This is a genomic window from Herbaspirillum huttiense (genome assembly GCF_004367745.1).
GTDB classification, from domain to species: domain Bacteria; phylum Pseudomonadota; class Gammaproteobacteria; order Burkholderiales; family Burkholderiaceae_D; genus Herbaspirillum; species Herbaspirillum huttiense.
Genome location: NZ_CP037993.1, coordinates 4,657,113 through 4,671,566, shown reverse-complemented (window position 1 = coordinate 4,671,566; position 14,454 = coordinate 4,657,113). Strand labels below are relative to the sequence as shown.

Annotated in this window: 15 protein-coding genes; 10 read left to right on the top strand and 5 right to left on the bottom strand. The window is 62.7% G+C overall.

Annotated features, from left to right (window positions below; genetic code table 11):
* Positions 1-61 precede the first annotated feature (61 nt).
* The 3 genes from E2K99_RS20860 to E2K99_RS20850 all read right to left on the bottom strand — a co-directional run bounded on the left by E2K99_RS20860 (position 62) and on the right by E2K99_RS20850 (position 2,850).
* Positions 62-841 carry a crotonase/enoyl-CoA hydratase family protein gene (locus E2K99_RS20860; RefSeq protein WP_034329286.1) on the bottom strand — a complete coding sequence of 260 codons (780 nt, stop codon included), beginning with the start codon at positions 839-841 and terminating at the stop codon, positions 62-64.
* Between the two features lie 304 nt (positions 842-1,145).
* Positions 1,146-2,321: an ABC transporter substrate-binding protein gene (locus E2K99_RS20855; RefSeq protein ID WP_134223429.1), complete on the bottom strand. Its 1,176-nt coding sequence runs from the start codon at positions 2,319-2,321 to the stop codon at positions 1,146-1,148.
* A 271-nt stretch (positions 2,322-2,592) separates the two neighbouring features.
* Positions 2,593-2,850, bottom strand: coding sequence for a hypothetical protein (locus E2K99_RS20850; RefSeq protein WP_134223428.1), 258 nt, complete (start codon positions 2,848-2,850; stop codon positions 2,593-2,595).
* 32 nt (positions 2,851-2,882) lie between these two features.
* Here E2K99_RS20850 and E2K99_RS20845 point away from each other — a divergent pair, with 32 nt between their 5' ends.
* Positions 2,883-3,998, top strand: coding sequence for a porin (locus tag E2K99_RS20845; protein WP_134223427.1), 1,116 nt, complete (start codon positions 2,883-2,885; stop codon positions 3,996-3,998).
* A gap of 138 nt (positions 3,999-4,136) precedes the next feature.
* Here the strand turns inward: E2K99_RS20845 and E2K99_RS20840 are convergent, their stop codons facing one another.
* Positions 4,137-5,078: an IclR family transcriptional regulator domain-containing protein gene (locus tag E2K99_RS20840; RefSeq protein ID WP_134223426.1), complete on the bottom strand. Its 942-nt coding sequence runs from the start codon at positions 5,076-5,078 to the stop codon at positions 4,137-4,139.
* A 359-nt stretch (positions 5,079-5,437) separates the two neighbouring features.
* Here E2K99_RS20840 and E2K99_RS20835 point away from each other — a divergent pair, with 359 nt between their 5' ends.
* From E2K99_RS20835 to E2K99_RS20805, 7 genes are all read left to right on the top strand, one after another.
* Complete coding sequence (locus tag E2K99_RS20835; RefSeq protein ID WP_034336231.1) at positions 5,438-6,112, top strand: 3-oxoacid CoA-transferase subunit A; 675 nt, start codon at positions 5,438-5,440, stop codon at positions 6,110-6,112.
* Complete coding sequence (locus E2K99_RS20830) at positions 6,109-6,750, top strand: CoA transferase subunit B (RefSeq protein WP_134223425.1); 642 nt, start codon at positions 6,109-6,111, stop codon at positions 6,748-6,750. The genes E2K99_RS20835 and E2K99_RS20830 overlap by 4 nt, the downstream gene beginning before the upstream one ends.
* 36 nt (positions 6,751-6,786) lie before the next feature.
* On the top strand, positions 6,787-7,989 hold the full coding sequence (gene pcaF, locus E2K99_RS20825) for a 3-oxoadipyl-CoA thiolase (protein ID WP_039784000.1): 1,203 nt from the start codon (positions 6,787-6,789) through the stop codon (positions 7,987-7,989).
* A 251-nt stretch (positions 7,990-8,240) separates the two neighbouring features.
* A complete protein-coding gene (locus E2K99_RS20820) occupies positions 8,241-9,107 on the top strand; it encodes a branched-chain amino acid ABC transporter permease (protein WP_134223424.1) in 867 nt (288 codons plus the stop codon).
* Positions 9,104-10,111, top strand: coding sequence for a branched-chain amino acid ABC transporter permease (locus E2K99_RS20815; RefSeq protein WP_121045765.1), 1,008 nt, complete (start codon positions 9,104-9,106; stop codon positions 10,109-10,111). Before E2K99_RS20820 ends, E2K99_RS20815 begins: the two co-directional genes overlap by 4 nt.
* Positions 10,108-10,875: an ABC transporter ATP-binding protein gene (locus tag E2K99_RS20810; protein WP_134223423.1), complete on the top strand. Its 768-nt coding sequence runs from the start codon at positions 10,108-10,110 to the stop codon at positions 10,873-10,875. The genes E2K99_RS20815 and E2K99_RS20810 overlap by 4 nt, the downstream gene beginning before the upstream one ends.
* Positions 10,868-11,569: an ABC transporter ATP-binding protein gene (locus E2K99_RS20805; protein ID WP_134223422.1), complete on the top strand. Its 702-nt coding sequence runs from the start codon at positions 10,868-10,870 to the stop codon at positions 11,567-11,569. The genes E2K99_RS20810 and E2K99_RS20805 overlap by 8 nt, the downstream gene beginning before the upstream one ends.
* Before the next feature lie 3 nt (positions 11,570-11,572).
* On the opposite strand, the gene E2K99_RS20800 is transcribed toward E2K99_RS20805, so the two are convergent.
* Entirely contained in the window at positions 11,573-12,082 is a 510-nt protein-coding gene (locus tag E2K99_RS20800) for a MarR family winged helix-turn-helix transcriptional regulator (RefSeq protein ID WP_134134500.1), read from the bottom strand.
* Positions 12,083-12,408: 326 nt separating this feature from the next.
* On the opposite strand from E2K99_RS20800, the gene E2K99_RS20795 reads away from it, so the two are divergent.
* Positions 12,409-13,458, top strand: a complete 1,050-nt coding sequence (locus tag E2K99_RS20795; protein WP_134223421.1) for an aromatic ring-hydroxylating dioxygenase subunit alpha — start codon at positions 12,409-12,411, stop codon at positions 13,456-13,458.
* Positions 13,459-13,467: 9 nt separating this feature from the next.
* Positions 13,468-14,424: a PDR/VanB family oxidoreductase gene (locus E2K99_RS20790; RefSeq protein WP_134223420.1), complete on the top strand. Its 957-nt coding sequence runs from the start codon at positions 13,468-13,470 to the stop codon at positions 14,422-14,424.
* Positions 14,425-14,454 lie beyond the last annotated feature (30 nt).

Genomic DNA, 14,454 nt, shown 5'->3' with positions numbered 1-14,454 from the left:
GGCTCTTGTCCGGCCATGCAGGGCCGATTCTTCTGCGATGCTTTGTTCGTTGCGGTCGTGCTCAGGTCGGCTTGACCTTGTTCTGCTTGTGATCGAGGAAAGCCGCCAGGCGGCCCTTGGTATCGGGATCGCTGCCGGCCACGGCGGCCATGAGCGATTCGGTCATCAGCCCATCCTGGATCGACTGGTCATGGATGCGCGGCAGCACGTGCATGATCCCGTAGTTGGTCATGGGCGCATTGCGGGCGATGCGTTCGGCCAGCTCACGGGCCTTGTCCAGACCGGTGCCGGCGGCCACGCTGTATTGCGAGATGCCGGCCTGGTGGCCTTCTTCGGCCGTCAGCACGCGGCCGGTCAGCATCATGTCGGCCATGCGGGCCACGCCGATCAGGCGCGAGATGCGCACCGAGCCACCGCCGCCGACGAAGAGGCCGCGCTGTCCTTCCGGCAAGCCGTAGAAGGCGCTTGGTTCGGCCACGCGGATGTGGGCCGCCGAGGCCAGCTCCAGTCCGCCGCCGATGACTGCGCCATGCAGTACCGCGATCACCGGTACGCGGCCGAAGGCGATCTGCTCGAAGGCCGCATGCCACATGCGTGAGTGATGCAGGGATTCGGTGGTGTCGCGCTCGCGCAGTTCGGAGAGGTCAAGGCCGGCGCAGAAGTGTTCGCCGATGCCGTGGATGATGGCCACCTTCACGCCCTCCGGCAGATCCTGGAAGCAGTCGCGGATGGCGCGCACCAGCGGGTCGTTGAGGGCATTGCGTTTGGCGGCGCGGTTGAGCGCGATCTCGGCGATCGCGCCATGTACTTGGATGTCGAGGAGGTCGCTGTGCTGGTTCATGCTGTCTCTGGTCATGCCGTGGCCGGCGTTTGAATTAGTTATAAGTTATAACGTTTATTCAGTATAAGTAAAGTGGAGGTAAACGCAAGCCCCATGTGACTTCCGTGTTGTGCGAACAAAGTAAAAGCGGGCGATTAACGAACGAAAAATGCGTCGAGGAATGCATCTCAAATTGCTGCATCGCGTCGCAACGATGACGTGTCCGTGACCGATGGCGCGCCAACCTGCATGGCAGCGGGCGGCCCAAAGAAAAACGCCGGTGTGCACTGCATCACCGGCGTTTCCACGAAGTATCGACAGGCGATTATTTGCCGGTGTCCTTCATGTTCTCGAACTTGTCGAATTCGACGTTGTAGACCTCATTGCCGACCTTCTCTACCTTGCGGACGTAGACCGTCTGCACGATATCGCGGGTGGCCGGGTCGATGGCGATGGGGCCGCGCGGGCTGGTGAACTTCATGGTTTTGAGGATGGCCATGGCACGGTCGCCATCGATCTTGCCGTTCAGCTTTTTGCTGACCTCGTAGATGGCGTTCATGCCGTCGTAGGCCGCGACGGCCATGAAGTTGGGACGGCCCGCCCCCGGATTGGCGGCAGCAAAGCTCTTGAGGAAGGCCTTGTTCTCCGGCGAATCATGCGCGGCCGAATAGTGGAAGGTGGTGATCACGCCCAGCGTCGAGTCGCCCATGGCGGGCAGCACGTGGTCGTCGGTCAGGTCGCCGGTGGCGATGACCTTGATGCCGGCCTCGGCCAGTCCGCGTTCACGATAGCCCTTCATGAAGGCAATGCCCTGTTCGCCCGCCGGCACGAAGATGAAGACGGCCTCCGGTTTGGCATCCTTGATGCGCTGGATGTAGGGCGCGAACTCAGGATTGCGCAGCGGCACCCGGATCGATTCCAGGACCTGGCCGCCACCGCCCAGCAGGTTGGTCTTGAAGGCGGTCTCGGCATCGATGCCCGGGCCGTAATCGGCCACCAGCGTGACTACGCGCTTGATGCCGTTCTTCAGTGCCCAGGTCGCCATGGGGCCCGAGACCTGCGGCAGCGTCATCGAAAAGCGCGCGATGTAGCTGGACTTGGTGGTGATGACGGAGCTGGCCGCGTTCATGACGATCATCGGCTTCTTCGCTTGTTCAGCGATGGGTGCTACCGCCAGCGCCTCGGGCGTAAGGCCGAAGCCGGCCAGGAAATCCACCTTGTCGCGCACCACCAGTTCCTGTGCCAGGCGCTTGGCGATCTCGGGCGAGGGACCGGTGGTGTCCTTGATGATGATCTGGATTTTCTTGCCGGCGACCGTGTCGCCATGCTGCGCCATGTAGGCCTTGATGCCGCCTTCCATCTGCTTGCCGTAATCGGCGAAGGGGCCGGAGAAGGCGGCGATCAGGCCGACCTTGATGGTTTCCTCAGCGTGCGCCAGCGATGTCAGCAAGCTGACGGAGGCCGTGATCACGGCCAATCCTGCGAGTTTTTTCAACCTCATTTTTCAGTCTCCTTTGTGATTGTAGTGAGCGATGCTGCGCGGGCGGTTCTGCTGCCGTCCTGATTGTCGCATCGCCGGTCCGACTGTTGCAGACGGACGACGTATCGCTTTCTCTTCCCTGGCTCGCCTTGTTGACAAAGCGTCGGTGCCGACAATAGTATCGCACCATCCGTTCGGTAAACAAACCGATGTGCGGTTACCGAACGTCTAATAAAAGTTATAAAAAATAAGAAACAAGCCAGAGACGAGACGCTTCATTCTGCGATGTCCGCTAGTCGGCATCGACCAACTCGCATTTACAAAGTGGCGTGGAAAACGCCGCAGCAACACGCATGCCGATGGCGTTGACCATGGGGCAGGGGGCGTTTTTGCCCGCGCTTCCGGAAGATGCCGCGTCGGCGACGAGAATTCGCAACAGGCAGTTGAGGTAATCGAAGGGACTGACATCAAGGGAAGTCACCCGGCCGGCGAGCGGCGAATCGCTGGCGTGCGCCTGGAGGAGGGCGTGCGCCGGCAGCGAGCCGGCCATTCACCATTCAATGAAATCAGGAGGAGATGGCAATGACAAGAACAACCACCCTGCGTGCAGTGGCCCTGGCCGCTGCCGCATGTGCAATGACCGCGGGTGCGGCGGGCTCGGCCATGGCGCAGAGTTCGGTGACCATTTACGGCATCATCGATACCGGCGTGGTCTACACCACCAACGCCAATGCCAACGGCAATTCGGTCTTCAAGATGCCATCGCTGACGGGCAGCTTCCCGTCGCGCATCGGCTTCCGTGGTACGGAAGATCTGGGCGGCGGACTGCAGGCGATATTCGTGCTGGAAAGCGGCTTTGCTCCCGACACCGGCGCCATGGGACAGGGCAACCGCATCTTCGGGCGCCAGTCGTATGTGGGTCTGAAGAGCGATTGGGGCCAGGTCACGCTGGGCCGTCAGATCAACATGACCTACATCTCGCAGCTCAAGACGGACGTGATGGGCCCCAACATCTTCGCCATCGGCAGCATCGACCCGTATCTGCCCAATGCCCGCAGCGACAATTCCATCGGCTACCTCGGCAGCTTCAGCGGCTTCACGCTGGGCGCGACCTACAGCTTCGGACGCGATGCATCGGCCACCGGCGGTCCGGCCGCCACCAACTGTGCCGGCGAAGTGGCCGGCAACAGCAAGGCCTGCCGCCAGGTTACGGGCTTGCTGGGTTACGACGGCAAGGGCTGGGGCGTGACGTCCTCCTATGACATCCTGTATGGCAATACCGGCGCCTCCGGTGGCCTCACCAGCAGTGACAACAGCGATCAGCGCATCACCTTGAACGGTTACTTCATGATCGGTGATGTCAAGATCGGCGGCGGCGTGGTCGATCGCCGTACCCGCGCAGCCAACAACACCAATACCGATTCCGATCTCTACTACCTGGGCGTGAGCTATCCGCTGACCACCGCACTGGTGCTGGATGCGCAGGTCTCGCGCCTGGACGTGAAGAACAGCCCGAACGATGTCACCCTCTCGGTGGCACGCCTGACCTACAACCTGTCCAAGCGTACGGCGCTCTACACTTCGCTGGGCTACATCAAGAACGGCGGTACGTCGGCCGTGGCCGTGGATGCCGGCGGGTCGGTGGGTGCGGGCAAGAACCAGCTGGGTGTGATGTCGGGCATTCGTCACACCTTCTGATCGTTGGTGGAAACGCAGTCTTGAGGAGGATGGCGCACCCGGATATCCGAGGGGTGCGCCGACATCCGCAGCATGGCAAAGGCAGGGTCTGTTTTTGTCTTCGGTCCGCCTCCCCGGTGGGGAGTGCGGACCTGTTTTTTACGGCAGCAGCACGGACAATTCCTGTGCGCCACGCAGCAGCACCGGCAGGATCTCTTCTTCCATCTGTGCCACCGACACGCGCGCGGCCTGTGCCCCCACGTTCAGTGCGGCCAGCACATTGCCGGAGGCACCGCGTACCGGTACGGCGATGGAGCGCAGGCCGACTTCCAGTTCTTCATCGATGACCGCATAGCCCTGCGCACGCACACCAGCCAGAATGTCGCGCAGACGCTTTTGCGACACCACGGTCTTGTCGGTCAGGGCGCGCAGCTTGACCTTCTCGAAGTAGGCCTTGAGCTGATCATCCGGCAGGTGCGCCAGCATGGCCCGGCCCAGCGAAGTGCAATAGGCGGGCAGGCGGCTGCCGGTATTGAGTGCCACCGACATCACGCGCGAAGTGGCCGAGCGAGCGACGTAGAGCACTTCATTGTCGTCCAGCACGGCCAGCGAGCAGGACTCGCCGAGCGTGCGGCTGATGTTGTTCAGGTAGGGCTGTGCAGAAACGGTCAGCGGGGTGGACGACAGATAGGAGTAGCCCAGCGTCAGGATCTTGGGGCGCAGCGAAAAATTGTTGACGTCCGAATCGGCATAGCCGAGTTGCTTCAGGGTATGCAGGCAGCGCCGCACGGCAGCGCGCGGGATGCCGGTCTTCTGGCTGATCTGGGCGATGGTCAGGCTGCGGCGCGAATCGCTGAAGGCACGGATCACCGCCAGGCCCCGGGCCAGCGAGGTCATGAAGCTGGGGTCGGTGAGGGCATCGATTTCCTCGGCGATGGTCAGCTCGCGTTCCGCCTCGGGCGCGCTGGCCGCCGGCTCCTGTTCCCGCGCCTTGCTGCGCCGGCTGGCGGCCGGGGCGGATTTGGGCAGCTTGGCGTCCTTGACGGCAGCGGTGCTCTTGGCGGCGGTCTTGCGGGTCTTGGCAGCAGGGGCGGTGGACATGGGCGCGAATGGACTCTCTGGTCGGTGGTTCAGGACGATGCATCAGCGGGACAGCTCGGATTTCCCGGCGTGCCTCAGTGCGTCAGGATTTTAACGTTTTGTGCGGCAAGCGAACACATCCTGCGGGTTTTTCTTGACGGCCGTCAAGCCGGATCGCTAAACTCTTTTTGTGCGAAAATCAAACATTAGTTCGGTGATCGAACATTTCGGTGCAGAAAACGTCACGCTGCAAATACCTCCGGAATGCCCGTCCACACCGGCAGAGACGAGTCCCAACCGCCTGGCTGAACGGCAAGAACAAGGTCAGCGAGGCAATCCGCAGGCGCAGCTGGAAGCGCCGCATCTACAGTGAGAGCAACGTGATCAATAAAATTTCTGACTCTTTGGAGCAGGCGGTCGCTGACATCCATGATGGTGCCACCATCATGATCGGTGGCTTCGGCAATGCCGGCATGCCCTCGGCCCTGATCGATGCGCTGATCGCCCAGGGCGCGCGTGACCTGACCATCGTCAACAACAACGCCGGCAATGGCGATACGGGTCTGGCGGCGCTGCTCAAGACCAAGCGCGTCAAGAAGATCATCTGTTCCTTCCCGCGCCAGACTGATTCCCACGTCTTCGATGCGCTCTACCGTGCCGGCGAAATCGAACTGGAACTGACCCCGCAAGGCAACCTGGCCGAGCGCATCCGCGCCGCCGGTGCCGGCATCGGCGGTTTCTTCAGCCCGACCGGCTACGGCACCATGCTGGCCGAAGGCAAGGAAACGCGCCTCATCGATGGCAAGCACTATGTGCTGGAGTCGCCCATCCATGCCGACTTCGCGCTCATCAAGGCGCTGCGCGGCGACCGCTGGGGCAACCTGGTGTATCGCAAGACGGCGCGCAACTTCGGGCCCATCATGGCCATGGCGGCCAAGGTCACCATTGCGCAAGTCACCGAGGTGGTGGAACTGGGCCAGCTCGATCCGGAAAACATCATCACGCCCGGCATCTTCGTGCAGCGGATCGTGCAAACCAAGGAGGCACAGCAATGAAGCGCTTTACCCGTGAAGAGATCGCCGCCCGCGTGGCGCAGGACATCCCCGAGGGCGCCTACGTGAACCTGGGTATCGGCCTGCCGACCAAGGTCGCCAACTACCTGCCGGCGGACAAGGAAATTTTCCTGCACAGCGAAAACGGCGTGCTGGGCATGGGCCCGGCCCCGGCCCCCGGCGAAGAAGACGAAGACCTCATCAATGCCGGCAAGCAGCCGGTGACGCTCCTGACCGGCGGTTCCTACTTCCATCACGCGGATTCGTTCTCGATGATGCGCGGCGGCCATCTGGACATCTGCGTGCTGGGTGCCTTCCAGGTCTCGGCCAAGGGCGACCTGGCCAACTGGCACACCGGCGCACCGGATGCCATCCCCGCCGTGGGCGGTGCGATGGACCTGGCCATCGGTGCCAAGCAAGTCTTCGTCATGATGGACCACCAGACCAAGACCGGCGAAAGCAAGCTGGTGGAGGCCTGCTCCTATCCGCTCACCGGCATCGGCTGCGTCAACCGCATCTACACCGACCTGGCCGTCATCGACGTGACCCCGCAAGGCCTGCAGGTGCGCGAGATTGTCGAGGGCCTGACCTTTGCGCAATTGCAGGAACTGACCGGCGCACCGCTGCGCCCGGCGGCCTGATTCCGTGACCCGTATCGTTATCGCTGTGAGGAATGCATGAAAGACGTATTTATCTGTGACGCCATCCGCACCCCCATCGGCCGCTATGGCGGCGCGCTCAAGGACGTGCGCGCTGATGACCTGGGCGCGGTGCCGCTGCGCGCGCTCATGGAGCGCAATCCGCAAGTGGACTGGAAGGCCGTCGATGACGTGATCTTTGGCTGCGCCAACCAGGCCGGTGAAGACAACCGCAACGTGGCACGCATGTCGCTGCTGCTGGCAGGCCTGCCGCAGGAAGTGCCGGGCAGCACCATCAACCGCCTGTGCGGCTCCGGCATGGATGCGCTGGGCACGGCCGCGCGCGCTATCAAGTCCGGTGAAACGCAGTTGATGATCGCCGGTGGCGTCGAATCGATGACCCGCGCCCCCTTCGTGATGGGCAAGGCTGACAGCGCCTTCTCGCGCCAGGCGGCGATCCAGGACACCACCATCGGCTGGCGTTTCGTCAATGCGCTGATGAAGCAGAAGTATGGCGTGGATGCCATGCCCGAGACCGCCGAGAATGTCGCCGTCGATTTCAAGGTCAGCCGCGAAGACCAGGATCAGTTCGCCGTACGCAGCCAGGCCAAGGCCGCCGCCGCACAAGCCAATGGCAACCTGGCGCAGGAAATCGTGCCGGTGGTGATCCCGCAGAAGAAGGGCGATCCCATCACCGTGACCCAGGATGAACATCCGCGTGCGACCAGCATGGAAGCGCTGGCCCGCCTGAAGGGCGTAGTCAGGCCGGATGGCACCGTCACGGCCGGCAATGCGTCCGGCGTCAACGATGGCGCCTGCGCCTTGCTGCTGGCCAGTGCCGATGCCGTCGAGAAGTACCAGCTCAAGCCGCGCGCCCGCATTCTGGGCATGGCCACGGCCGGTGTCGCACCGCGCATCATGGGCATGGGTCCGGCCCCGGCCAGCAAGAAAGTGCTGGCGCAACTGGGCATGACGATTGATCAGATGGACGTGATCGAACTCAACGAAGCCTTCGCCTCGCAAGGGCTGGCCGTGCTGCGCGAACTGGGCGTGGCCGATGATGACGCACGCGTCAATCCGAACGGCGGTGCCATCGCCCTCGGCCATCCGCTGGGCATGAGCGGTGCGCGCCTGGTGACCACTGCCACCTACCAGCTGGAACGCACCGGTGGCCGCTATGCGCTGTGCACCATGTGCATCGGCGTGGGGCAGGGTATCGCGATGGTGATCGAGCGCGTGTGATGCGCTCGGGATGGCGCGGCCGGGCAATCGTGTCGCGTCATCCATGAAGATCGCAAGGGTCTTCGTGAAAATTGATCAAGCATGAATTGAGGCAGGCGCAGCACAATAGAAAAATAATTTATATCGATTCCCAAGCGGCCAAAAAAACAGAGCCGCAGGCCAGAAGAGGAGACCAACCGCATCATGCATTCGCATCATGACTGCGCGCCGCGTTCGGCTGCGCCCGCTCGTCCTTGCCTGGGGAGGGTGCCATGCTAGGCAACTTCCTTGGCGTGCTCTTCGATGGCATTGCCTACGGTAGCCTCCTGTTTCTCATCAGCGTGGGCCTGTCGGTGACGATGGGGATGATGAACTTCATCAACCTCGCGCATGGTGCCTTCGCCATGCTGGGCGGCTATGTCTGCGTGACGCTGCTCAATCGCATCGGGGTTCCCTTTCTCGCGACCTTGCCACTGGCCTTCATCGCTGCCGCCATCGTCGGTCTGATCCTTGAGCGTTCCCTTTATCGCCGGCTCTACAAGGCCAGCCACCTGGACCAGGTGCTGTTTTCCATCGGCCTGACCTTCATGGCCGTGGCCGGGGCCACCTGGCAATGGGGACCGACCCAGCAGCCTGTGGTGCTGCCGGATTGGCTGCGCGGACAGGTCTCGCTGCTGGGGCTGGATGTCGGGGCGTATCGCGTTTTCCTGATCGGCGTGGTGGTGATCGTGACGGTGGCGCTGGGCCTCTTGATCGAGCGCACCCGCTTCGGTGCGCAGATCCGCGCCTCGGTCGACAACCAGGTGGCGGCAGCGGGGCTGGGCATCAACGTCAGCCGCGTGTTCAGCCTGACCTTCGCACTGGGGTCGGGTCTCGCCGGTCTCGGTGGCGGCCTGGGTATTGACGTGCTGGGATTGGACCCGACCTTCCCGGTCAAGTACATGGTCTACTTCCTGCTGGTGGTGGCCGTGGGCGGGGCCGGCACCATCAAGGGGCCGCTGCTGGCCGCGCTGATCCTGGGCGTGTTCGACGTCGCCGGAAAATATTATGTGCCGGAGATCGGCGCCTTCGTCATCTATGGCCTGATGGTGGTGTTGCTGATCCTGTTCCCGGCCGGACTGATGCGGAGGCGCGGATGAGCAGCACCAGCACTTCAACCCGAGCGGCCGCCAAGCCGGTCCTGCGCCTGCCCAATGATCGCTGGACTCCCTTGGAGATCCTCTTCTGGCTGCTGCCGGTGGCGGCCTATTTCCTCTTCCCCGATTACCTGGTGCTGATCAGCCAGATCATGATCGTGGGCCTGTTCGCCGTCTCGCTGGATCTGATCCTGGGCTATGCCGGCATCGTTTCGCTGGGGCATGCCGCCTTCTTTGGTCTGGGGGCCTACACGGCCGGGCTGCTGGCCGTGCATGGCTGGGGCGAGCCGATCACGGGGCTGTTGCTGGCCGCCATCGTGGCGGCCGTCGCCGGGTTCCTGGTGAGCTTCCTGGTGGTACGCGGAGCGGACCTCACGCGCCTGATGGTCACGCTGGGCATCGGCCTGATGCTGTTCGAGGCGGCCAACAAGGCGGCCTTCATCACCGGTGGTGTCGATGGCTTGTCCGGCATGGTGATGGGCAAGATCTTCGGTGTCTTCGAGTTCGACCTCAACGGACGCGTGGCCTATGGCTACAGTTTCGCGGTGCTGTTGCTGCTGTTCGTAGTGCTGCGGCGGATGGTGAATTCACCCTTCGGGCTGGGCTTGCGTGGCATCCGCGAAGGTGGCCGCCGCATGCCGGCCATCGGCGCCGATGTCAACCGCCGCCTCGTCGTCATCTTCACAGTGGCCGCTGCGGTGGCCGGTGTGGCCGGTGCCCTGCTGGCGCAGACCACGCAGTTCGTCGGGCTGGATGTGCTGGGTTTCCCGCGTTCGGCAGAGTTGCTCATCATCCTGGTGCTGGGCGGCACCGGCCGCCTCTATGGCGGACTGGTCGGCGCACTGGTCTACATGCTGGCGCAGGATTACCTGTCCGGACTCAATCCGGCCTACTGGCAATTCTGGATCGGCCTGCTGCTGATCGTGATCGTTCTGTTTGCACGCGGTGGCCTGCTCGGCGGGCTGGCGGTGCTGCGTGACAAGTTCTTCAAGGGAGGCCGCGCATGAGCCCGCATCCAGCCGATATCACCTTGCGCACTGAAGGCCTGAGCAAACGCTGGGGCAGCTTCGTGGCCAACAACGATATCTCGCTGACCTTCACACCCGGCGCGCGCCACGCCTTGATCGGTCCCAATGGCGCGGGCAAGACCACCTTCATCAATCTGCTCACGGGCGGCTTTGCGCCCAGCGGGGGCAAGGTATGGTTCGGTGGCGAGGACATCACCGCCTTGGCCCAGCATGAACGCGTCAAGCGCGGCATGACGCGCACCTTCCAGATCAATACGCTCTTTGCCGGGCTCACGGTGCTGGAGTCGGTGATCCTGGCGATCCAGGAGCGGCGCGGCCTGCAATACAAGTGGTACCAGACCGTGGCCAGCCAGACCGTGGTGGTGGACGAAGCCATGGCCTTGCTGGAGTCCCTCAAGCTGGGGCAGGAAGCCAACAGCATCACGCGCAGCCTGGCCTATGGCAAGCAGCGGCTGGTGGAGATTGCATTGGCACTGGCGACTCAGCCCAAGGTGCTGTTGCTGGACGAGCCAGCCGCCGGCATTCCTTCGGCGGAGAGCCGTGAACTCTTCGAAGTGATTGCGCAGCTGCCGCGTGAAGTGACCATCGTCTTCATCGAACATGACATGGGGCTGGTGTTCCGCTTCGCCGAGCGCATCACGGTGCTGGTCGGCGGCAAGGTACTGGTGGAAGGCACGCCGGCGGAGATTGCGGCTGACCAGCGCGTCAAGGAAGTCTATCTGGGGGAGGCCGAACATGCCTGAGCTGCTGGCACTGGACAAGGTGAGCGCCGGTTATGGCGACTCCATCGTCCTGGAAGACGTGTCCTTCTCGATGCAGGAAGGCGAGAGCCTGGCCCTGCTGGGGCGCAATGGCGTGGGCAAGACCAGTCTGTTGATCACCCTCATGGGACTGACGCGCCTGCATGGGGGCAGCATCCACTGGCGTGGCAGCAACATTGCGCGCGTGCCGACCCACAAGCGCGCGCACGCCGGGCTGGGCTGGGTGCCGCAGGAGCGTTTCATGTTTCCTTCGCTGTCGGTGGAGGAACACCTGACGGTGGTGGAGCGTGGCGGAAAATGGAACTTGCAGAAGATTTATTCGATTTTTCCCCGCCTGCATGAGCGCCGCCACAACATGGGCAACCAGCTCTCCGGGGGCGAGCAGCAGATGCTGGCCATTGCGCGCGCGTTGATGGTGAGCCCCAGCATCCTCTTGCTGGATGAACCGATGGAAGGGCTGGCCCCGATCATCGTGCAGGAACTGCTGAAGGTGATCCGCCGCCTGGTCAGTGAAGAAGGGATGTCGGTGATCGTGGTGGAGCAGCATGCACGCATGGCGCTGTCGTTGACGCAGCGGGCCATCGTGCTGGATCGCGGCCGCATCGTGCATGCCTCGGACAGCCAGAGCCTGCTGGACGATGGCGAGACACTCGATCGGCTGGTAGCAGTGGCCTAGCGTTCAGTCTTCCTGGCAATCCTGGTCGCGCAAGCGTGCGAGCGGCGCACGGCTCTGCGGATTGTTCTCATGCACCAGCTTGTCCAGCAGTAGCATGAACTGTTGCTGTTCGGCTTCATCGAGGGGCGCCAGGATGCGCTTGCGCAGGCGCTGCAGGCCGGGGATCAGTTCTTCCAGCAGGGCTTCGCCGGCCTGCGTGATGCGCAATGCGCGCTGGCGGCGGTTGTGCGGAATGACTTCGCGCACCAGCAATCCCTTTTCTTCCAGCCGTGCGCAGACCGTGGCCCCAGTGGAAGTGTCGATGGCGACCAGTCCCGACAAGCTCACCTGGTCGATGCCGGGATGGTTCGACAGCATGCGCAGGATGGCGTATTGCACCGGGGTAATGATGCCGCCGGTTTCGTCATGGAAGATCGACACCGAAATCTGCTGCGCCCGCCGCAACAGGTGGCCGGGGTGCTCGTAGAGATCGATGAGCTGGCTTTCGTCCTTGGGTGGCGTGGTCTCTGGCATGGCGGATGAGGTCGGATGCAATCAGGTAATGGATGAGCTGCAGGGTGATGACAGCGATGCGGCAGTGTACGGTCCGCAAGGTTTTCCCTCAATCAATTGATGCAACGCGCAACGAAAAAAGTCCGCCAGCGCGTTTACTTGCGCTGCGGATTGGCGGATACTTTTCTAACATTCAGTGTACTGAATATTAAAACAGATAAATGCGAGACCCGACAGGATCTGGATCAAGCCGCCTGCGGAAAAGAACAAGCTGGAGCAGTCCATCAAGAAGGGCACTGGCCTTGGAAGGCCAGTGCCGGTTGAGGAATTCACCCAAGGAGACCGTCATGTTCCCCAAGAATGCCTGGTACGTCGCTTGCACGCCCGACGAAATCGAAAGCAAGCCCCTGGGCCGCCAGATCTGCGGCGAGAAGATCGTGTTCTATCGTGGCGCCGAAGGCAAGGTCGCCGCCGTTGAGGATTTCTGTCCGCATCGCGGTGCGCCGCTGTCGCTGGGCTTCGTGCGGGAAGGGCAGCTGGTATGCGGCTATCACGGCCTGGAGATGGGCTGCGATGGGCATACGCGCAGCATGCCGGGCCAGCGCGTGCGCGGCTTCCCCTGCATTCGCAGCTTCCCTGTAGTGGAGCGTTACGGTTTCATCTGGGTGTGGCCCGGTGACAAGGAGCAGGCCGATCCGGCGCAGATCCATCATCTCGAATGGGCTGAGAATCCCGAGTGGGCCTATGGCGGTGGCTTGTATCACATCAACTGCGACTACCGCCTGATGATCGACAACCTCATGGACCTCACGCACGAGACTTATGTGCATGCCTCCAGCATCGGCCAGAAGGAGATTGACGAAGCGCCGGTCAATACGCGGGTGGAAGGAGAGCAGGTCATCACCAGCCGCTTCATGGAGAACATCATGCCGCCGCCGTTCTGGCGCATGGCCTTGCGAGGCAATGGATTGGCCGATGAGGTGCCGGTGGATCGCTGGCAGATCTGCCGCTTCTCGCCGCCCAGCCACGTGATGATTGAAGTGGGCGTGGCGCATGCAGGCAAGGGCGGTTACGAGGCCGGGCCGGAGCACAAGGCTTCCTCCATCGTGGTGGATTTCATCACGCCCGAGACCGAAACGTCGCACTGGTATTTCTGGGGCATGGCGCGTCATTTCCGTCCTGAGGACAAGGAGCTGACCAACACCATTCGCGAAGGGCAGGGCAAGATTTTCGGCGAGGACCGCGAGATGCTGGAGCTGCAGCAGGCCAATCTGCTGAAGTATCCCGAGCGCCGCCTGCTGGCGCTCAACATCGATGCCGGTGGGGTGCAGTCGCGCAAGGTGCTGGACAAGTGGCTGGCGCGCGAAGCCGAATCTGGCAAGGCTGCCGCGGCCTGAGGAGTGACGATGACGACATTGCAGGTCAAGGTCGCGGCGCGCCGCGAGGAAGCCGACGGCATCGTGGGACTGGAGCTGGTCTCGGTGGATGGTGCGCCCTTGCCGGGCTTCACTGCCGGTGCGCATATCGACGTGCATCTGCCGGGCGGTTTGCTGCGCCAGTATTCGCTGTGCAATGCGCCGCATGAGCAGCATCGCTACCAGATCGGTGTATTGCGCGATGCCAATTCGCGCGGTGGATCGGTGGCGGTGCATGAGGCGCTGAAGGTTGGTGATCTGCTCACCATCGGCGTGCCACGCAACCAGTTTGCATTGGTGCCGGCGCAGCACAGTCTGCTGCTGGCGGGTGGCATCGGTGTGACGCCCATTCTGTGCATGGCCGAGGCGCTGGCGGCCGCCGGAGCGTCTTTCGAGATGCATTATTGCGCCCGTTCGCCTGCACGCCAGGCGTTTCGCGAGCGCATTGCCGGGTCAGGATTTGCGGACCGCGTGGTGCATCACTATGACGATGGTGATGCCGCGCAGAAGCTTGATATGGAGGCCTTGCTGTCACAGGCTGATCCGGCGACCCATCTTTACGTCTGCGGTCCTGCCGGCTTCATCGCGCATGTGGTGGAGACTGCCCGTGCACGCGGCTGGCCGGAGTCGCAGGTTCATTTCGAATACTTTGGTGCGGCGCCGGTAACCGCCGATGGCAATGGCGCGTTTGACGTGAAGCTGGCCAGCAGCGGGCAGGTCTACACCATTCCCGCCGACCGCACGGTGATCCAGGTTTTGTGCGAACACGGTGTGGATGTGCCGGTGTCCTGCGAGCAGGGCATCTGCGGGACCTGTCTCACGCGTGTGCTGGAGGGTGAGCCTGATCATCGTGATCAGTACCTGACCGATGAGGAAAGGGCGGCCAATGATCAGTTCACGCCTTGCTGTTCCCGGGCTCGCAGTTCGTTGCTGGTGCTGGATCTGTAATGTTCTGAAGCAGTAGTGCCCTACGTCGTA